This window comes from Paramesorhizobium endophyticum (genome assembly GCF_014640615.1).
GTDB classification, from domain to species: domain Bacteria; phylum Pseudomonadota; class Alphaproteobacteria; order Rhizobiales; family Rhizobiaceae; genus Paramesorhizobium; species Paramesorhizobium endophyticum.
Window position 1 is genome coordinate 317,558 of record NZ_BMHH01000003.1, and the last position, 18,817, is coordinate 336,374.

Annotated in this window: 21 protein-coding genes; 9 read left to right on the forward strand and 12 right to left on the reverse strand. The window is 61.2% G+C overall.

Annotated elements, in window-relative coordinates:
- The first annotated feature begins 35 nt into the window (after positions 1 to 35).
- Complete coding sequence (locus IEX53_RS05960) at positions 36 to 1,643, forward strand: fumarate hydratase (RefSeq protein WP_188822389.1); 1,608 nt, start codon at positions 36 to 38, stop codon at positions 1,641 to 1,643.
- Between the two features lie 216 nt (positions 1,644 to 1,859).
- On the opposite strand, the gene IEX53_RS05965 is transcribed toward IEX53_RS05960, so the two are convergent.
- Positions 1,860 to 2,765: an alpha/beta fold hydrolase gene (locus tag IEX53_RS05965; RefSeq protein ID WP_188822391.1), complete on the reverse strand. Its 906-nt coding sequence runs from the start codon at positions 2,763 to 2,765 to the stop codon at positions 1,860 to 1,862.
- Between the two features lie 99 nt (positions 2,766 to 2,864).
- Here IEX53_RS05965 and IEX53_RS05970 point away from each other — a divergent pair, with 99 nt between their 5' ends.
- Positions 2,865 to 3,326: a MarR family winged helix-turn-helix transcriptional regulator gene (locus tag IEX53_RS05970; protein ID WP_188822393.1), complete on the forward strand. Its 462-nt coding sequence runs from the start codon at positions 2,865 to 2,867 to the stop codon at positions 3,324 to 3,326.
- Between the two features lie 6 nt (positions 3,327 to 3,332).
- On the opposite strand, the gene IEX53_RS05975 is transcribed toward IEX53_RS05970, so the two are convergent.
- Both IEX53_RS05975 and IEX53_RS05980 read right to left on the reverse strand, forming a co-directional pair.
- The gene (locus IEX53_RS05975; RefSeq protein WP_188822395.1) at positions 3,333 to 3,941 is read right to left on the reverse strand and encodes a pyridoxamine 5'-phosphate oxidase family protein; all 609 of its coding nucleotides are present in this window, start codon (positions 3,939 to 3,941) and stop codon (positions 3,333 to 3,335) included.
- Positions 3,942 to 3,963: 22 nt separating this feature from the next.
- Entirely contained in the window at positions 3,964 to 4,335 is a 372-nt protein-coding gene (locus IEX53_RS05980) for a gamma-butyrobetaine hydroxylase family protein (RefSeq protein WP_373288587.1), read from the reverse strand.
- Between the two features lie 209 nt (positions 4,336 to 4,544).
- Between IEX53_RS05980 and moaA the strand changes: the two genes are divergently transcribed.
- Positions 4,545 to 5,534: a GTP 3',8-cyclase MoaA gene (gene moaA / locus IEX53_RS05985; RefSeq protein ID WP_188822485.1), complete on the forward strand. Its 990-nt coding sequence runs from the start codon at positions 4,545 to 4,547 to the stop codon at positions 5,532 to 5,534.
- 207 nt (positions 5,535 to 5,741) lie between these two features.
- Here the strand turns inward: moaA and gmk are convergent, their stop codons facing one another.
- The 7 genes from gmk to fabD all read right to left on the reverse strand — a co-directional run bounded on the left by gmk (position 5,742) and on the right by fabD (position 12,945).
- Positions 5,742 to 6,401 (reverse strand): guanylate kinase, encoded by a 660-nt coding sequence (gmk, locus tag IEX53_RS05990; protein WP_188822399.1) that lies wholly within the window; start codon positions 6,399 to 6,401, stop codon positions 5,742 to 5,744.
- Positions 6,402 to 6,405: 4 nt separating this feature from the next.
- Positions 6,406 to 7,314, reverse strand: coding sequence for a YicC/YloC family endoribonuclease (locus IEX53_RS05995; RefSeq protein ID WP_188822401.1), 909 nt, complete (start codon positions 7,312 to 7,314; stop codon positions 6,406 to 6,408).
- Positions 7,315 to 7,623: 309 nt separating this feature from the next.
- A complete protein-coding gene (gene mltG / locus IEX53_RS06000) occupies positions 7,624 to 8,889 on the reverse strand; it encodes an endolytic transglycosylase MltG (protein ID WP_188822402.1) in 1,266 nt (421 codons plus the stop codon).
- A 146-nt stretch (positions 8,890 to 9,035) separates the two neighbouring features.
- Positions 9,036 to 10,298: a beta-ketoacyl-ACP synthase II gene (gene fabF / locus IEX53_RS06005; protein WP_188822405.1), complete on the reverse strand. Its 1,263-nt coding sequence runs from the start codon at positions 10,296 to 10,298 to the stop codon at positions 9,036 to 9,038.
- A 387-nt stretch (positions 10,299 to 10,685) separates the two neighbouring features.
- The gene (locus IEX53_RS06010) at positions 10,686 to 10,922 is read right to left on the reverse strand and encodes an acyl carrier protein (RefSeq protein WP_068881166.1); all 237 of its coding nucleotides are present in this window, start codon (positions 10,920 to 10,922) and stop codon (positions 10,686 to 10,688) included.
- 263 nt (positions 10,923 to 11,185) lie between these two features.
- A complete protein-coding gene (gene fabG / locus IEX53_RS06015) occupies positions 11,186 to 11,923 on the reverse strand; it encodes a 3-oxoacyl-[acyl-carrier-protein] reductase (RefSeq protein ID WP_188822407.1) in 738 nt (245 codons plus the stop codon).
- Between the two features lie 77 nt (positions 11,924 to 12,000).
- On the reverse strand, positions 12,001 to 12,945 hold the full coding sequence (gene fabD / locus IEX53_RS06020; RefSeq protein WP_188822409.1) for an ACP S-malonyltransferase: 945 nt from the start codon (positions 12,943 to 12,945) through the stop codon (positions 12,001 to 12,003).
- 279 nt (positions 12,946 to 13,224) lie between these two features.
- Here fabD and IEX53_RS06025 point away from each other — a divergent pair, with 279 nt between their 5' ends.
- Entirely contained in the window at positions 13,225 to 13,617 is a 393-nt protein-coding gene (locus IEX53_RS06025; RefSeq protein ID WP_188822411.1) for a hypothetical protein, read from the forward strand.
- 93 nt (positions 13,618 to 13,710) lie between these two features.
- Here the strand turns inward: IEX53_RS06025 and IEX53_RS06030 are convergent, their stop codons facing one another.
- Complete coding sequence (locus IEX53_RS06030) at positions 13,711 to 13,953, reverse strand: DUF2442 domain-containing protein (protein ID WP_188822413.1); 243 nt, start codon at positions 13,951 to 13,953, stop codon at positions 13,711 to 13,713.
- Positions 13,954 to 13,966: 13 nt separating this feature from the next.
- Complete coding sequence (locus IEX53_RS06035) at positions 13,967 to 14,188, reverse strand: hypothetical protein (RefSeq protein ID WP_188822415.1); 222 nt, start codon at positions 14,186 to 14,188, stop codon at positions 13,967 to 13,969.
- 343 nt (positions 14,189 to 14,531) lie between these two features.
- Here IEX53_RS06035 and rpsF point away from each other — a divergent pair, with 343 nt between their 5' ends.
- The 5 genes from rpsF (at position 14,532) to IEX53_RS06060 (ending at position 18,463) form a co-directional block, all read left to right on the forward strand.
- On the forward strand, positions 14,532 to 14,996 hold the full coding sequence (gene rpsF / locus IEX53_RS06040; RefSeq protein WP_188822417.1) for a 30S ribosomal protein S6: 465 nt from the start codon (positions 14,532 to 14,534) through the stop codon (positions 14,994 to 14,996).
- Entirely contained in the window at positions 14,996 to 15,244 is a 249-nt protein-coding gene (gene rpsR / locus IEX53_RS06045; protein WP_002963610.1) for a 30S ribosomal protein S18, read from the forward strand. The genes rpsF and rpsR overlap by 1 nt, the downstream gene beginning before the upstream one ends.
- Before the next feature lie 177 nt (positions 15,245 to 15,421).
- On the forward strand, positions 15,422 to 16,378 hold the full coding sequence (locus IEX53_RS06050; RefSeq protein WP_188822419.1) for a DUF2232 domain-containing protein: 957 nt from the start codon (positions 15,422 to 15,424) through the stop codon (positions 16,376 to 16,378).
- 18 nt (positions 16,379 to 16,396) lie between these two features.
- Positions 16,397 to 16,972 (forward strand): 50S ribosomal protein L9, encoded by a 576-nt coding sequence (gene rplI / locus IEX53_RS06055; RefSeq protein ID WP_188822421.1) that lies wholly within the window; start codon positions 16,397 to 16,399, stop codon positions 16,970 to 16,972.
- 210 nt (positions 16,973 to 17,182) lie between these two features.
- Positions 17,183 to 18,463: a cyclopropane fatty acid synthase gene (locus IEX53_RS06060; RefSeq protein WP_188822422.1), complete on the forward strand. Its 1,281-nt coding sequence runs from the start codon at positions 17,183 to 17,185 to the stop codon at positions 18,461 to 18,463.
- Positions 18,464 to 18,817 lie beyond the last annotated feature (354 nt).

Here is an 18,817-nt window from a genome sequence, read left to right on the forward strand (position 1 = left end):
GGGGCGAAAAATCATGCATCCACAAGGGGTAACAAATGGCTGACGCGATCTTCCCTCTGGGCGAGGGCGAAACGCCCTATCGCAAGCTCACCTCCGACTATGTTTCCGTCGACAGCTTCAAGGAACAGGACATCCTCAGCGTCGATGCCGAAGGCCTGCGCCTCCTTGCGGAAGCCGCCTTCGCCGACATCAACCATCTGCTGCGCCCCGGCCATCTGCAGCAGCTCGCCAATATCCTTCAAGATCCGGAAGCGACCGATAATGACCGCTTTGTCGCCTACGACCTCCTGAAGAATGCCAACATCGCCGCAGGCGGCGTGCTGCCCATGTGCCAGGACACCGGCACCGCCATCATCATGGGGAAGAAGGGCCGCCGCGTCTGGACCGAGGGCGGGGATCGGCAAGCGCTCGCCAGGGGCGTGCTCGATGCCTATGAGAAGAAGAATTTGCGCTATTCGCAGCTCGCGCCCATCTCCATGTTCGAGGAGAAGAACACCAAGAACAATCTGCCGGCGCAGATCGACATCTACGAAGAAGGCGAAGACGCCTATAACTTCCTGTTCGTCGCCAAGGGTGGCGGCTCGGCCAACAAGACCTTCCTCTACCAGGGCACGCCGTCGCTCTTGACCCATGACCGGATGATCGACTTCCTCAAGGAGAAGATCCTGACGCTCGGCACCGCCGCCTGCCCGCCCTATCACCTCGCCGTGGTGATCGGCGGCACATCGGCGGAGATGAACCTAAAGACGGTGAAGCTCGCCTCGACGCGCTATCTCGACACGCTGCCGACTGAAGGCTCCGAAAGCGGCCACGCCTTCCGCGATCTCGCCATGGAGGCCGAAATCCACAAGCTGACGCAGTCGCTCGGCGTCGGCGCGCAGTTCGGCGGCAAATATTTCTGCCATGACGTGCGCGTCATCCGCCTGCCCCGCCATGGCGCCTCGCTGCCTATCGGTCTCGGCGTCTCCTGCTCTGCCGACCGTCAGGCCAAGGGCAAGATCACGAAGGATGGCATCTTCCTGGAGCAGCTGGAGACGAACCCTGCCAAATACATGCCCGACATCGACGAGGAGAAGCTCTCCTCCCATGTGGTGAAGATCGATTTGAACCAGCCGATGAGCGCGATCCTGAGCGGACTTTCGAAGCATCCGGTGAAAACCCGGCTTTCGCTCTCGGGGTCCATCATCGTGGCCCGCGATCTCGCGCATGCCAAGATCCGCGAACGGCTGGAGCGCGGCGAGCCGATGCCTGATTATTTCAAGAATCACCCGATCTATTATGCCGGTCCCGCCAAGACGCCCGCCGGCTATGCCTCCGGCTCCTTCGGGCCAACGACGGCGGGCCGCATGGACTCCTATGTCGACCAGTTCCAATCCTTCGGCGGTTCGATGGTGATGCTTGCCAAAGGCAACCGCTCGCGCCAGGTGCGCGAAGCCTGCGGCAAGCATGGCGGCTTCTATCTCGGCTCCATCGGCGGCCCCGCCGCGCGCCTCGCGCAGGATTGCATCAAGAAGGTCGAGGTCGTGGAATATCCCGAACTCGGCATGGAGGCGATCTGGCGGATCGAAGTGGAGGATTTCCCGGCTTTTATCGTGATCGACGATAAGGGGAATGATTTCTTCAAGGAGTTGAATTTGGGGTAAATATGGTTTGGGGCCACCGCCAAGTGCCCCTCACCCTTACCCTCTCCCCGTAAAACGGGGCGAGGGGGACATTGACTTTTCAGCACGCCTTTCTTGGTTTTTGCCAGGCACCAAAGACAAACAACGAGACACTGGCGCTAACGTCCCCCTCGCCCCGCGTGCGGGGAGAGGGTAAGGGTGAGGGGCACATCGCAAGCGCTTCCGCCAAGATAGAAACTAAGCCGCCGCCCCAACTGCCTCCCCGCTCCTCACAAACCGCGCCACGCGGGCGGCCACCTCAGCGCTGGCGATAATCCGGCGGTGGCCCAGCCCATCCGCCCAATGGAGCACAACATGCGGGCCGGCCTTAGCCTTGGCTTCCGCCGACCGCGCCGGCACTTCCTTGTCGTCACGGGCGTGGATGACCAGCGCGGGGATTGCCATCTGGCGCAAATGCTGCGGCGTGTCGAAACCGGCGAGCGGGCGGCAGGCGAGCCGCAGCACCTCGTCATCCATGGCGTTGCGCACGGCGGGCTTCAAACCCACCATTTTGCCGAAACCGTCGAACACCTCCGTCATCGAATGCGGCGAGGCGATGGTGATAAGCTTTCGCGGCCTGTGCGCCGGATAGCAGGCCATCGCGCCCGCCGCTGCATTGACCACGACCGCGCCGCCGAAGGAGTGGCCGATCATGGCGTTGAACGGCCCATATTGCCGCCACGCGGCATCCACAGCGGCAATTGCCTGCATCATGTTGAGCGCCTTGCCCGGCGAGGCGCCATGCCCCGGCAGGTCGATGGCGACGACCCGTTCGCCCGCTTCCAGCAAGGCATCGACGATCGTCATCATCTCCACCGCGCGCGAGCCCCAGCCATGCACGACGAGCGATGTGCTTTCCGAAGGCCTCGCCGGCTCGAACAGATAGGAGGTGAAACCGCCCCGGTCGATGGTGAGGTCGAGACGGCGCGCCTTGCGCAATTTCGGCTCTGCAAGCGCCAGCTTTTCCGCGTGGGCTTTCGTTTTCGGCTTTCGCCCCGGCGTGCGGCAGAACAGCCGGAACGCGGCGCGCCCCGCCCGCTTCGGCGCGACGCGGCCATAAAGATCGAAACCGAGACGGGTGATTTTGAGAGCGAAGGGTGCCATAGTCGAATTTCCATCTCTTACCCGCATGATCTTACTTGGAAGTCTGCAACTTTGCGGGATCATGCTAAAATGTTCAACCATGAACAACATTGTACAAACATGAACAAAAAGCAAGACGCGCCGTCGCTGCCCTGGGACAATCCCCGTTTCAAGAACTGGGTTGCGATGATGCGCGCGGAAAAGGCGGTGGCGCGGGAGCTCACGCGGGTGCTGGCGCCGTTCGAGCTGAAGCCTGCGCAGTTCGACGCGATGATCAATCTTTACCGCCATCCCGGCCAGTCGCAGCACGATCTGGCGCGGCGGTTGCTGGTGGGCCGGTCCAACGTTACCATGCTCCTGCCGCAGATGGAGAAACAGGGCCTGATGCGCCGCGAAGGCGACCCCAGGGACAAACGCGTCATGCGCCTCTATCTGACGGATGAAGGCGAAAAGCGGCTGATGCAGGCGCTGGACGTTTACACCCAGCTCATCGACCGGGTGATGAGCCAGTCGAGCCCCGAGGAATGCGACATGATGGGCGACATGATGCGCCGGATCAGCGAGATGCTGAAAGAGGAGTGATAGCTCCTACCACATCGTCGCCTTCGCCCGTTCCCACCAGGCGGCATCGTAGGCTTCGCCGTCAAAACCGTCGCGGCTGCGCGCCAGCATCTGACCCGGAGTTGGCAGGCTTTTCGGATCGGCATGCTTTTCAGGGTTCCAGAGTTCGGAGCGGTGGATCGCCCGGGCACACTGGAAATAGACCGCTTCTATCGTGATGATCATCACCGAGCGCGCCGCCTTCCCTTGCATCGTGAAGGAGGCGCAAAGCTCGGGATCGACGGAAATCACGGCGCGGCCATTGAGGCGCAGCGTGGTTCCCGAACCCGGTACCAGGAAGAGCAGCCCTACCCTGTCGTCGCGGAGAATGTTCTTCAGCGAATCGGCGCGGTTGTTGCCGTGCCGATCCGGCATCAGCAGGGTGCGCTCATCCCTGATGCGGACGAAGCCGGGGAGATCGCCGCGCGGCGAGCAGTCGAGCCCCTCCGGTCCTGACGTTGCAAGCGACACGAAGGGCGAGGCCTGGATGAAGGCCGCATATTCCGGGATAAGATGGTCGATTTCCTTGATAATCGACGCCTCGCCCGGCTTGCCATAGATCGCTTCGAGTTCCTCGACCGTCCTGATGATCGTCATCGTCTCCTCCCTTTCAGCCCTTTCACCGCTCGCGGCTCAGTCCCTTTTGAGCCAGCTCATCGAGATAGGCCTGCCAGCGGGTTTCCTTTTCCAGCCCGAGCTGCCGCAGATAGGTCCAGGTGAAAAGCCCGGTATCGTGCCTGTCGTCGAAGGTGATGCGAATGGCGTAATTGCCGACCGGATCGATCCTGAGAATCGTGACATCGATCTTGCCGGGCACGGTCACCCGCTGTTCCGGCGAATGGCCCTGCACTTCCGCCGAGGGCGAGAGCACACGCAGCATCTCCGCCGGCAGCGTATAGGCCTCGCCATTGTCGAAACTGATCGTCAGCGTCCTGCGATCCGGCGAGACGCGCAATTCCTTGGGCCATACATCCGCCACGGCACCCTCCATTTCACCCATGATCGCGACAAGCTGCCGACTTTTCGAATAAGATCATGTGTCTAAATCAAAGCGTGATAGGCCGATTGCGTCCAGGCTACAAGCGGCATATCAATGCATTGTTTAGCGCAAGTCTGGACTGCTTTACGCTTTTCACGGACTTGCCGCGATGAGGTATCGTTTTGACCGCGAAACCGGATGTGCAGCACGCCGAGCCGGCAATGATCGACCCCTTCGGGCGCGCGATCACCTATCTGCGTGTGTCGGTGACGGACCGCTGCGATTTCCGCTGCACCTATTGCATGGCGGAGAACATGACTTTCCTGCCCCGGAAGGACCTGCTCTCGCTGGAGGAGCTCGACCGGCTCTGCACCGTCTTCGTCGAAAAGGGCGTGCGCAAATTGCGGCTGACGGGCGGGGAGCCCCTGGTGCGCAAGAACATCATGCACCTGATCCGCGCCCTCTCCCGGCACCTCGCCTCCGGTGCGCTCGAGGAGCTGACGCTCACCACCAACGGCTCGCAGCTCGCCACCCATGCGGCGGAACTGGCCGAATGCGGCGTCCGGCGCATCAATGTCTCGCTCGATACGCTCGACCCGGAGAAATTCCGCACCATCACCCGCTGGGGCGATATGGAGCGGGTGATGCGCGGCATCGACGCGGCGCAGGCGGCGGGGATCAAGGTGAAGATCAACGCCGTGGCGCTGAAAGACATCAACGAGCACGAGATCCCCGACATGATCCGCTGGGCGCATGGCCGCGGCATGGATCTGACGCTGATCGAAACCATGCCCATGGGCGAAACCGGCTTCGACCGGGCCGACCAATATCTGCCGCTATCGCTCCTGCGCGCGGCGCTGGGGCGTCAGTTCACCATGGCCGACATCCCATATAAAACAGGCGGGCCGGCCCGCTATGTGCAGGTGGCGGAGACAGGCGGCAGGCTCGGCTTCATCACGCCGATGACGCATAATTTCTGCGAGAGCTGCAACCGCGTCCGCCTCACCTGCACCGGCACGCTCTATATGTGCCTTGGTCAGGAAGACGCGGCGGATTTGCGCGCCGCGCTGCGCGCCTCGGAAAGCAACGATCTTCTGTCTGATGTGATTGACGAAGCCATTGGCCGCAAGCCCAAGGGCCATGACTTCATCATCGACCGCCGCCACAACCGCCCCGCCGTGGCGCGGCACATGAGCGTGACGGGGGGATGAGGAGCGAGTTTCCCTGTTTTGCACGGAACCAACTGTGCGCCCTTCACCCCCGTGGTTCGAGGCTCGCTGGCGCTCGCACCTCACCATGAGGGTGAAGGGTTGCAACGTCGCAATAGCCCTCATGGTGAGGTGCGATTGGAGCGAAGCGGAATGAGCCTCGAACCACGAGGGCGCTTGGCTTTGATTCCATCAAAATATGAATGGCTCTTAAAACGGCTTTTCCTCCAGCAGCCCCTGCACGAACTCAAACAGCCCCGGGCGGCGGTCGCGGCGGAGGCGTTCGGCGGTGACGATGGCCTTCACCGAGGCGTAGGAGCGGTTCAGGTCCTCGTTGATGACAATATAATCGTATTTGCTCCACTTCTCGATCTCGAAACGGGCATTGCGCAGGCGCGTCTCGATCACATCGGGCGTATCCTCGGCGCGGCGGTTCAAGCGCTGCTGCAATTCGCGCATGGTGGGCGGCAGGATGAAGATCGAGACGACATCGGCCGGCATCTTCTCCTGCAACTGGTCGGCGCCCTGCCAGTCGATGTCGAACAGCATGTCGCGGCCATCGGCAAGCGCGTTCTCGGCGGTTTCGCGTAAGGTGCCGTAGAAATTGCCATGGACCTCGGCCCATTCGATCAGCGCGTTGGAATCCCGCAAGCGCTCGAATTCGCGCACCGAAATGAAATGGTAATGCACGCCCTCGATCTCGCTCGGGCGGCGCGGGCGGGTGGTGACGCTGATCGACAGGGAGAGGTCCATCTCCTTGTCTTCTAGCAGAAGGCGGGCGATGGTGGATTTGCCCGCGCCGGAGGGCGAGGAAATCACCATCATGAGACCGCGACGCTTGATGCCGCCTTCGATGGAACGGAATGCCATAAAATTACTCCAGATTCTGCACTTGCTCGCGAAACTGATCGACAACCGCCTTCAGTTCAAGCCCGATGGCGGTGATCGACGCGGCGTTCGATTTCGAACACAGCGTATTGGCTTCGCGATTGAATTCCTGGCTGAGGAAATCGAGCTTCCGCCCGATGGGGCCGCCCTCGGCAATCAGCTTGCGGGCGGATGCGACATGGGTGTCGAGCCGGTCTAGCTCTTCCTGAATATCGGCCTTGGTGGCAAGAAAGGCCGCTTCCATATGAAGCCGCGTTTCATCGAGCCCGCTGGTCGATTCGAGCAGCAGAGCCACCTGCGCCGCGATCCGGGCACGGATGGCCTCGACGCCGCGCGACGGGTCGTTGCGGGCGCGGTTGGCGAGGTCCGCAATCGTGTCGATCTGGCTGGAAAGGATCGCGCCGATGGAGCTTCCTTCGGCGCGCCTTGCCTTGGCCAATGCCGTAAGAGCACCGTCGAACGCGGCCATGATCGCGCTTTCCAGCCCTGCCCGCGCCTCCTCATCCTCCGTCTCCTGCGGCTCGACCAGCACGCCGCGCAGGGAAAGGATGCCATCCACGCTTGCCGGCGTCAGGCCATATTGCGCGCGCAGGCGTTCGCTCAAGGAGAGGAGATTGGCAAGATAGGCTTCGTTGAGCACGAGTTCGCTTTTGGGAGCCGTGCGCTCGACGGTAAGACCGGCCTGGAAATTGCCGCGCGAGAAATGCTTCGCCAGCGCCGCACGCGCGAGCGGCTCGATGGTCTCGAAGCCTTGCGGCAGCCGAAACCGCGCATCCAGTCCCTTGCCGTTGACCGAGCGCACCTCCCAGACGATACGGGCATCGTTCTGGGCGCCCTCTCCGCCGCTGTGGACGGCGGCGTGGCGGGCAAATCCGGTCATGCTTTGTAGTGTCATTGTGTCCCCGCCTTATTTTGATGTTGTTGCCACTAGGCACCCCTTCTGCCCTGCCGATCCAAGTTTGCGCCCCCCTCCCCCCTTGCGGGGAGGTGGCCCGAAGGGTCGGGTGGGGGTGGTAAAGGCAGCGCGCTACGATTAATGGTAAGCTATAATCGTCACCACCCCCATCCGCCCGCTAACGCGGGCACCTTCCCCGCAAGGGGGAAGGAGGGCGCAAACTCGGCCCCGCAGGAGAGAGGGGGCAACGTAGAGCGCCGACATTTCCATTCCACCTTTAAATTTTACCAGACACAATAATTACTTCCCCTACTGCCCCTGAACCGGCTCCTGCTCCGGCGCAACCTCCCCGCCCGGCGCACTGCCCGCATCCCCAGCAGCTTCGTCCTTTTTCTGCTGCTCGACCGAACGCCAGCGGCGCACATTCTCATTGTGCTCTTTCAGCGTCGTCGCGAAGACATGGCCACCCGTGCCGTCGGCGACGAAATAAAGATCGTCGGTCTTGATCGGATTGGCGACCGCCTCCAGCGCCGCGCGGCCGGGATTGGCGACGGGTGTGGGCGGCAAGCCGTTGATAATGTAGGTGTTGTAGGGCGTCGGCTTCTCGATATCCGATTTGAAGATCGGACGGTCGACGGGCTTTCCCCTGCCTCCGAACAGCCCGTAGATGATGGTGGGATCGGATTGGAGGCGCATGCCCTTGCGCAGCCGATTGATGAAAACCGCGGCAACGCGCGGACGCTCCGCGTCGATGCCGGTTTCCTTCTCTACGATGGAGGCGAGCGTCACGAATTCCTCGACATTCTTCAGCGGCAAGTCGGGACTGCGCGTGGCCCAGATATCGTCGATCAGCTTCTTCTGTTCGGCCTGCAGCTTGCTGACGATCTCCTGGCGCGTCGTGTCGCGGGTAAAGCGCAGCGTATCGGCGAACAGGCTTCCCTCCGGCGGTAGCGTAGCGGGCATATCGCCTGACAGCGCCTCGTGGGAGGCAATCCGGTCGAATATCTGCTGCACCGTCAGTCCCTCGGGGATCGTCAGCGAGACGAGGATCGTCTTGCCGCTGCGCAGGATTTCCATGATTTCGCGCATGGAAGCATTGGCCGGGATCGCATACTCGCCCGCCTTCATATCCTTCTCATGGCCGTAGGCGCGCACGCCATAGCGGAAAATGCGCGCATCGGAGATGAGCCCGCGCCGCTCCAGCCCATCGGCGATCTCGACGATGCCGCTGCCGCGCTTGACGAGATAGGTGCTGGCAACCGCCGATGGGCCCGGCCCGTCGAACTGCTGCTTGCCGAAATAGAAAAGCGCGCACGCGCCGACAGCCGCCAGCACCAGCAGCGACAGCATGAAATTGGCGAAGACGACGATCTGGCTGCGCGCATGGCGGGAGCGCCGCGAGGGAGGCGGAGGCGGCGTTCCCGGCTCGGGACGCAGCGCCTCGCTCGCGGATTTCGGCACGATCGGCTTGTGCGCCGGCGCGGCATCCGCAGGGCCGGTGGAAACCTGTTCCGTGACTTCTCCGGGAAGCTGGTTTTCCGGGGCCTCGTTCTCGGGCTTCGCGTCTGAATTCACTCGATCACCTCAGTTCCCATCCCTGTCTGAGCGCACTCAGAATCTCTCCAAAGGTCGGGGGCGATTACGGCAAAAGCGCGGACGAAGCCTTATTGGAAAGCCTGCGAACAGTCATGTCCACAAGGACTTAACCGTCCGCCATGCTTTCAGCCTTCAAAGCGGCGCAGGACCAGCGACGCGTTCGTGCCCCCAAACCCGAACGAATTCGACAATGCGATATCGATCTTGCGTTCACGCGGCTTATGCGGAACGAGGTCGATTTTCGTTTCAACCGCGGGATTGTCAAGGTTAAGCGTCGCGGGCGCGACATTATCGCGGATGGCAAGCGTGCAGAAGATGGCTTCCGCCGCGCCGGCCGCGCCCAGGAGATGCCCGATGGACGATTTCGTCGAGGACATCGAGACCTTCGACGCGGCACCGCCCACGACGCGCTCGACAGCGGCGAGCTCGATGGTGTCGGCCATGGTCGAGGTGCCATGCGCGTTGATGTAATCGATCTGATCCGGGGTGATTCCCGCCCGCTTCAGCGCCATTTCCATGCAGCGCTGCGCGCCCTCGCCGCTCTCGGTCGGCGCGGTGATGTGGAAGGCGTCGCCGGAAAGACCGTAGCCGATCACCTCGGCATAGATCTTCGCGCCGCGCTTCAGCGCATGTTCAAGCTCTTCGAGGACGACGACGCCCGAGCCCTCGCCCATGACGAAGCCGTCACGATCCTTGTCCCACGGACGGGATGCGGCGGTGGGATCGTTGTTGCGCTCCGTCGAGAGCGCCTTGCAGGCGGCGAAGCCCGCGAGCGAAATGCGGCTGACGGCCGATTCGGTACCGCCTGCGACCATCACATCGGCATCGTCGAAGGCAATGAACCGAGCCGCGTCGCCAATGGCGTGCGCACCGGTGGAGCAGGCAGTGACGACGGCATGGTTCGGCCCGCGCAGGCCGTGCTTGATGGAGACATAGCCGGAGGCGAGATTGATGAGGCGCCCGGGAATGAAGAAGGGCGAAATGCGGCGGGGCCCCTTGTCGCGCAGCGTATAGCCGGCTTCGACGATGCCCTCGATGCCGCCGATGCCCGAGCCGATCAGCACGCCGGTGCGGGTCTGGTCCTCATCGCTTTCCGGGTGCCAGTTGGCGTCATCGAGCGCCTGGTCCGCCGCGCCCATGGCATAGACGATGAAGGGATCGACCTTGCGCTGCTCCTTCGGCTCCATGTGGAGATCGGCATTGAAGGTGCCGTCCGTGCCATCGCCCACTGGGATGCGGCAGGCGATCTGACAGGGCAGATCATCGACCTCGAACTCGGTCACGCGGCGCGCGCCGCTCTTGCCGGCGAGCAGCCGGGACCAGCTCTCTTCCACGCCACTTGCCAGCGGCGACACCAGCCCCAGACCCGTGATTACGACACGCCTCATATTCCACCCTTCTAATGTTCCTTAGAGCAATTCCTGTTTGCCGGAATCGCTAGGCGCCCCCCCTTCTGTCCTGCCGGTTGCCAGCGCTCCGCTATGGCTCCGCGCGTTCGTCGCTAGAAGAGCCAAATCGTTGGCTTTTCCTCGGCCTTCGACCGAACGCTCCTCACCCCCCGCAAGGGGGAGATTGAGCCTTCATTGACGTTGGCATCAATCGCCGGCGCAGCAGAATGAGAGTCATGAGTCGTATCAGATAATCTCCCCCCTCGCGGGGGAGATGTCCGGCAGGACAGAGGGGGGCGCTGTCCCGCAAACGTCTCCGCTAAAACACATCCAGCAGATAGAATCCGGGCCGGACGCCAGACGGCTCCAGCCCGAACAATAGCTAAATCAGGCCTTGGCCTTGTCGATGAACTTGACGGCATCGCCGACCGTCAGGATCGTTTCGGCGGCATCATCGGGGATTTCAACGCCGAATTCTTCCTCGAAAGCCATAACGAGCTCGACGGTGTCGAGGCTGTCCGCGCCAAGATCATCAATGAAACTTGCGCCTTCCGTAACCTTGTCGGCATCTACGCCGAGATGCTCAACAACGATTTTCTTGACGCGTTCTGCGGTGTCGCTCATGTCCGAACCTCGACCTGTTTGTTGTTTCCCTTGCCTTGGTTAGCGGCATGGGTGGATCTAATCAAGCTATAAGATATCCGCCGCTTGCCGTGTCTGCGGGGCGACGGGCACCCTGTGGATATTCCTTTCGGAACAGGATCGGCCCCGCAACCATAGCGGAACGCCAATTCTGCGCGCGCCTTACCACGGTTCCAGTCCCGCGCAAAGCGCATTTTGCCCGCTTATCCGCCCATTTCAGGCCAATTTGCGGCGAAATACGGTATTTAAATCATCGCCATGCCGCCATTGACGTGCAGCGTCTGCCCGGTGACATAGGCCGCCTCGTCGCTGGCAAGATAGACGACTGCGGCGGCGATTTCCGCTCCTGTGCCCATCCGCTTCATGGGAATGACACCCATGATAGCGTCCTTCTGCTTCTCGTTCAGCTTGCTGGTCATGGCCGATTCGATGAAGCCGGGAGCGACGCAGTTCACCGTCACGTTGCGAACCGCGATTTCCTGCGCCAGCGATTTGGAAAAGCCGATCAAACCGGCCTTAGAGGCGCAATAATTTGCCTGCCCCGGATTGCCTGTAACGCCTACAACAGACGTGATGTTGATCACCCGCCCATGGCGACGGCGCATCATAGGGTGAATCACTTCCTTGGTAAGGTTAAAGACCGAGGTAAGATTGACATTCAAAACTGCATCCCAGTCAGCATCGCTCATGCGCACGAAGAGGCCATCTCTCGTGATGCCGGCATTGTTGACGAGAATATCGATGCCTTCGAGTTCCTCCTCCGCCTTTTCGCCCAGCGCCTTCACTTCCTCGCGGTCGGAAAGGTTGGCCGGGAAAATCTTCACACGGTCGCCCAGTTCGGCGGCGAGCGCCTCCAGCTTTTCCACTCGGGTGCCGTGCAGGCCGACGATGGCGCCTTGAGCATGAAGAGTGCGGGCGATGGCTTCGCCGATACCGCCGGTGGCGCCGGTGACAAGGGCCTTGCGGCCGGTCAGATCAAACATAGCGGGGTTCCTTCCCGTTACTAAGTTGCTTGGTCATGATCCTATCCAAAAGTTCTGCAACTTTTTGGGACCATGGCCTATGAATTCAATGCGGCAAGTGCGGCTTCGATTTCCTCCGCCGTGCCGACGGCGGTTCCGGTGGCATCCTTCGATATGCGGCGGGCGAGCCCGGTCAGCACCTTGCCGGAGCCGATCTCATAAAGTGCGGTGACGCCGTTCACCGCAAACCACTCGACGGTTTCGCGCCAGCGGACCTGCCCGGTGACCTGCTCCACCAGCAAAGCGGCGATTTCGTTGGCGTCAATGACGGGCGCGGCGCGAACATTGGCGATGAGCGGCACGATAGGGTCGTTCTTCTTCACCTCCGCCAGCGCCTCGCGCATGGCTTCCGCCGCGGGCTGCATCAGGGCCGAATGGAAGGGAGCCGAGACCGGCAGCATGATCGCCCGCTTCGCGCCCTTTTCGGTGGCGAGCGCGGCGGCCTTTTCCACTGCCGGCTTCGTGCCTGATATCACGATCTGGCCGCCGCCATTATCATTGGCGATCTGGCAGATGCCTTCAGCGGACGCTTCGTTGCAGACCGCAACCACATCGCCATGCTCCAGCCCGATGATCGCCGCCATCGCGCCCTCGCCCACCGGCACGGCGCGCTGCATGGCGTTGCCGCGAATGCGCAGCAGGCGGGCGGTATCGGCGAGTGAGAAGGTGCCTGCCGCGCAAAGGGCCGAATATTCGCCCAGCGAGTGGCCGGCGACATAGGCGACCTTGTTCTTGAGCGAGAGGCCCCTCGCCTCCAGTACGCGGATAACAGCCATGGATACGGCCATCAGCGCGGGTTGCGCGTTGGCGGTCAGGGTGAGCGTTTCCTCGGGGCCTTCGAACATGGTGGCGGACAGCTTTTCCCCCAGCGCCTCGTCCACCTCGTCAAACACGGCGCGCGCCTCGGCGAAATTCTCCGCCAGCGCCTTGCCCATGCCGACCGCCTGGCTGCCCTGCCCCGGAAATGTGAATACTACGGCCATGCCCGTCCTCTTCATTTGAGCATGGCCTTATCCTGGAAGCGTGCAACTTTCCGGGACCATGCTTAATACTCTATTCATACATTTTGGCGCGCGGTGTGACCATTGCCGCCGTTGGAAGTCAAGGGAAAACACGGCAAAATCACGCCAAGCGCGCAGAAAGAGGGGCAAAAATGCGGGTTGCCCTGATTCTTTTTACGAATAGTGGCAGCCGCAAAAACGGGGAACCAATCCTCCCAACCACCGTTCAATCACAGTACGGAGAAGTCAAGCGCGACAGGCTTGACTGTCAAAAAACTCAAAACCCAAGACAACACAATCATTCAGGAGAAGATCATGCTCGACCTGAAAACGACCGCTGCCGCGCTTCTGGCACTCTCGATGAGTGCCGGTGTTGCATTAGCGCAAAACGCCCCGTCCGGAGATGAAGGCGGACGGACATTCCCGAGACCGGAAACCTTCGGCCCCACGGAACCGAACCGCGGCGTCGAACAACCTGCCCTCGATACCGCGCCTACCGGCTCCATCCGCAATGACGATTTCAATGCCCGCTGGCAGGCCATGACGCCGGGGGAGCGAGACCGGGTGCGCGCCAACTGCAACGCCATGAACCAGAACAAGGCTCTCTATAGTGATAATGTAGACAGCCTGTGCAAGAGCGTCACGCCACGATGATGCCCGCGCTCACAATACAAACGCCGGCTGATGAAGGTCGGCGTTTGTTTTTTCTGAATTCATAATGAGGGCGGCAACACCACCGAATATTTCTCATTTTTGCTGCGACTTTGATCGAGTTTGATCGCCCCGCCCGGCCAACAACCCATCGATTGAAATATCTTCGTCCAGATCATCCCAATGGATGCCGCTTGGGCTGATGAAATAATTGGCGCGGTCCTCCGGCGCGCCGTGCTGCAATCGAGGGAACCGGAGGAGAGGGATACCAATAGTTCGGCCATCTTCAAGGCCAACCCACATTTGCGCGTCGTCAAAATGAACGGCGGTCGCTATCATGGCAGCCTACTGTTCAGAAGAAACTTCTCAAAATCAAAGCGATGACGCCCGCGACCACTACGCCCAACATCCAGCGCTGGACCATTTGCTCCGCTTTAATAGCTGCAAGGTCCAACCGGATATCCACGAGCTGTTGATCGTAGTTCACCAATTCTTCCGCTGCCTTCTGGGCCAGATCATCGGAAACATTTGCCGATTTCAAAGCCCGATAGAGGTTTCCAGACATAGCATTCATGCCTTCACCTCTATAACGTAGCGCATATTGCTTCTATTTTCCATGCCTACCCCCACCCAAGCCTACAGTTACATTTAACGCGAAACGGTCGGAAATTCGAATCCTTTGTTGCCAAACACCGGAAAATCCCGTATTAGCCCGCCCGTTCATCGCTCGCTCCAGCTGGGGGCTGAACGGAGGGCCGGATAATATCCGAGAAGCCGAAAGCGCTTCAGCCTCCCGTGTCTCCGCTCTCGATCGTCTCGACCACGCGTCCTTTCTTCTCCGGTATTCCGGCTTAAGGGAAGTCGCAGAGGCTTAGCCGCTGGGGCCATGCGATGATAAACGAAGAAAGGCAGAGACAATGGCTCTTTATGAACATGTGCTCCTTGCCCGACAGGACATATCGCAGCAGCAGGTCGACGCGCTTGTAGAACAGTACAAGGGTGTCATCGAGGCCAATGGCGGTAAAGTCGGGCGTATCGAAAACTGGGGTCTGCGTCCCCTCACCTATCGCATCAAGAAGAATCGCAAGGCGTATTACACGCTGATCGATATCGATGCCCCGGCGGCAGCCGTTGCCGAGCTGGAGCGCCAGGAACGTATCAACGAAGACGTGCTGCGTTCGCTGACCATCCGCGTGGAGAAGCACGAGGAAGGCCAGTCGGCCATGCTCGCCCGCCGTGACGACCGCCGCGACCGCGACGACCGTTTCGGCCGCGACGATGACCGTCCGCGCCGCCCGCGCGATGGCGACCGTGGTCCCCGCGATGGTGACCGTGGCCCGCGCCGTCCGCGTGACAACGAAGCTGTGGAAGGAGCCGAATAATGGTCGACATCAACCAGATCCCGACCCGGCGTCCGTTCCATCGCCGTCGCAAGACCTGCCCGTTCTCCGGCGCCAACGCTCCGAAGATCGATTATAAGGACGTCAAGCTCCTGCAGCGTTACATCTCCGAGCGCGGCAAGATCGTTCCGTCCCGCATCACGGCCGTCAGCCAGAAGAAGCAGCGCGAACTCGCCAAGGCGATTAAGCGCGCGCGCTTCCTCGGCCTGCTGCCTTACGTGGTGAAGTAAGGGAATAAGGGAGTAGGGGAATAAGGGAGTATGTTTTCACATATTCCCCTACTCCCCTACTCCCATTCCATTCCATTCTACCTTCCGCGATGGGCGCGGTCGGTGAAATCAAAAACCCAAGTTGGGGTGTAACGCGCCAAGGCCGTCACCTCTAACTGCTCCGGCAGGACAGCGCTTATGAAATTCGACGCAACATCGGCCGGTGTCGGCATATTGGCGGGGCTAGCAGCCGCGCTGTTGTCGGCTGGCGCCATCGTCCAGTCGGGCGTGGCGATGTTCCTCTATTTCCTGACGCCGCTGCCCATTTTCATCGCCGCGCTTGGCTGGGGCACCGCCGCCGGCATTATCGCCGCCATCGCTGCGACCGCCGCCATCGCCATCGTTGCGCCGATGGGCGCGCTACTCGTGGCGCTGACGAGCATCATTCCCGCCGCTGCCGGTGCTTACCTGGCCGGTCTCGCCCGTCCCGCGAGCGAAATGGGCGGCCCCAAGGATGCGATCGTCTGGTATCCCCTGCCCGATATCATCTTCCGCCTCGGATTGATGGTCGCAGGCGGTCTCATCATCATCGGCATCATCATCGGTTTCGGGCAGGATCTGGCGCGTGAATTCGCCGACGCGATCATGGCCGCCCTCACCCAGGCCAATCCCGATTTCACCGCCAGCCCTGAAATGCGCGACAACCTCGCCGCGACCATGGTCGTCCTGCTTCCGGCTATCCAGGCGGCCACCTGCCTGATCGCGCTTGTCGCCAATTTCTATCTGGCGCTGCGGCTGACCTCCATCTCGGGCCGTCTTCGCCGCCCGCGCGACGACTGGCCAGCGACGCTCAGAATGCCGCGTATCGGGCTTCTCGTCTTCGCCGTCAGCCTCACGCTTGCCTTTCTTGGCAGCGGTATCGGGCATGCGGCAACCGCAGTCGCAGGCGCGCTCGGCGCAGGCTTCATGCTTGCCGGCTTCGCGACCATGCACATGCGCACGCGCGGCCAGCCTTGGCGGCCCGTCGCGCTGTGGCTTGCCTATCTCGCCGTGGCGCTCTTCGCCTTCGTGCTTTTCCTCTTCCTCATCGCCGGATTGTTCGACACATCCCGCAATGCGCCGATGACGAAACTCACCCCTCCCAACGACAAGTAAAACTGAAAGGACAAACCCATGGAAGTCATTCTGCTTGAACGCATTTCCCGCCTCGGCCAGATGGGCGACACCGTGAAGGTCAAGGACGGCTACGCCCGTAACTTCCTTCTGCCGCAGGGCAAGGCGCTGCGCGCCAACGAGGCCAACAAGAAGAAGTTCGAAGGCCAGCGCGCCCAACTCGAAGCCCGCAACCTCGAGCGGAAGAACGAAGCTCAGGCCGTTGCCGAGAAGCTTGATGGCCAGAGCTTCATCGTCGTGCGCTCGGCGGGCGAGACCGGCCAGCTCTACGGTTCCGTCTCGACGCGCGATATCGCCGACACGCTGACCGCGGGCGGCTTCACCGTCAACCGCAACCAGGTCGAGCTCAACACGCCGATCAAGACCATCGGTCTGCACAAGGTGAAGATCGCGCTGCATCCGGAAGTGGAAGTCACGATCACCATCAACATCGCCCGCTCGGCGGAAGAAGCCGAACGCCAGGCGAAGGGTGAGGACCTGACCTCCGCCCAGGCCATCTACGGCATCGAGGAAGAGCCGCTTTCCGACGAAGTCTTCGACGACGAGGACGACGCAGAAGGCGAAGACAACGCCTGATCATCTCGAATCAGTAAACTATAAATGATCATGCCCGGCCTCAAAGCCGGGCATTTTCACTTTTCAGACGCAAAAAAGCGCCTATCTTACCACTTTTCGCGACCCCTCACGGGATTTCGCGGATGGTGCGGTGGTATCGCGTCAACCGTTTATTTCCGCATCTTCCGTAAATTCAAAAACCGGGGCCGGTCTTGTAATTGGAGATTGGTCATGAATGCGCTTTTACGTACCGTTTTGAATCATTTGATCAAACGGGGGGATTTGACTGTAACCGACGCGGACGGCGTCACGCATCGGTTTGGCGACAGGACCGGCGATCCCATCGGGATCAAGTTCACATCCCGCCGGGCGGAGCGCGCCGTCGCGATCAATCCCGAGCTGAAGCTCGCAGAAGCCTATATGGCCGGCAATGTCGATTTCGAAGAAGGCGACATGTATGGGCTCCTCCAGCTCGTCTTCGAGAATGCCGGCCCGGTCGCCGCCAAGGAACCGTGGATGCGGGCGATTGATGCGGCGCGGCGCGCGGGCCGGCGTTTGCAGCAGATCAATACCATCGCCCTTGCCTCCGGGCATGTGCGGCACCATTACGATCTGTCGGGCGATCTCTACCGGCTGTTCCTCGATCCCGACATGCAATATTCCTGCGCTTATTTCGAGACACCGGACACGACGCTTGCAGAAGCGCAGTTGGCGAAGAAGCGGCACCTCGCGGCAAAACTCCTGGTCAAGCCTGACCAGAAGCTGCTCGATATCGGCTGCGGCTGGGGCGGCCTCGGGCTCTACATGGCGAAATATCTCGGCGCGGATGTGACCGGCGTGACGCTTTCACAGGAGCAGCATGCGGTCGCGAACAAGCGCGCGGCGGAGGAAGGACTGTCAGGGCAGGCGCGCTTCAATCTGCAGGATTATCGCACGCTGCAGGAACCGTTCGACCGCATCGTTTCGGTCGGCATGTTCGAGCATGTGGGCGTCAACCATTTCGCCGAATATTTCCAGCACACGGCGAGGCTGCTGAAACCTGACGGCGTGTTCCTATTGCACGCCATCGGACGCAGCGACGGGCCGGGGGCGACCAACCCGTTCATTCGCAAATATATCTTCCCCGGCGGTTACATCCCTGCCCTCTCGGAAGTGCTGCCGCATATCGAGCGGGCGGGACTGATCGTCACCGACATTGAAATCCTGCGCCTGCACTATGCCGAAACGCTGAAAGCCTGGCGCGAGGCCTTCATGGCCAACCGGGACAAGGCCAAGGCGATCTATGACGAACGTTTCTGCCGCATGTGGGAGTTCTACCTCGCCGCCTCCGAAAGCGCCTTCCGGTGGCAGAACATGATGGTGTTCCAGATCCAGATCGCCCACCGGCAGGACGCCGTGCCATTGACGCGCAATTATATCGAAGCGGAGGAAAAGCGCCTGAAACGCCTCGACAGCGCGCCGAAGGTGGCGAACACGGAATCGGTGCCGGCGCTGGGGGCGACGGGGCGGTAGCGGGAAACGGGTTCGCTTTTTGCGAAAATGCTGGCGGGACAGCGCCCCCCTCTGGCTTGCCAGCCATCTCCCCCGCGAGGGGGGAGATTACGCCTTCATTGGCGCGCGGCGCCGATCGCCAATGTTGTAAGAATGAAGCCGTCATCAATGCCAGCCAATCTCCCCCTTGCGGGGGAGATGCCCGGTAGGGCAGAGGGGGGCGACATAGAACATACACGTTCAACCCCATTTAGTGTCTGTCAGAATTAGCTTGAAGCAGCGCCCTCTCGCCGTCATCCTCGGGCTTGTCCCACTACTGTCCGGTTTAGCCCAAGGCAAAGTCGAAGGCGGTCTGCCTTTGATCTTGCCATGGCG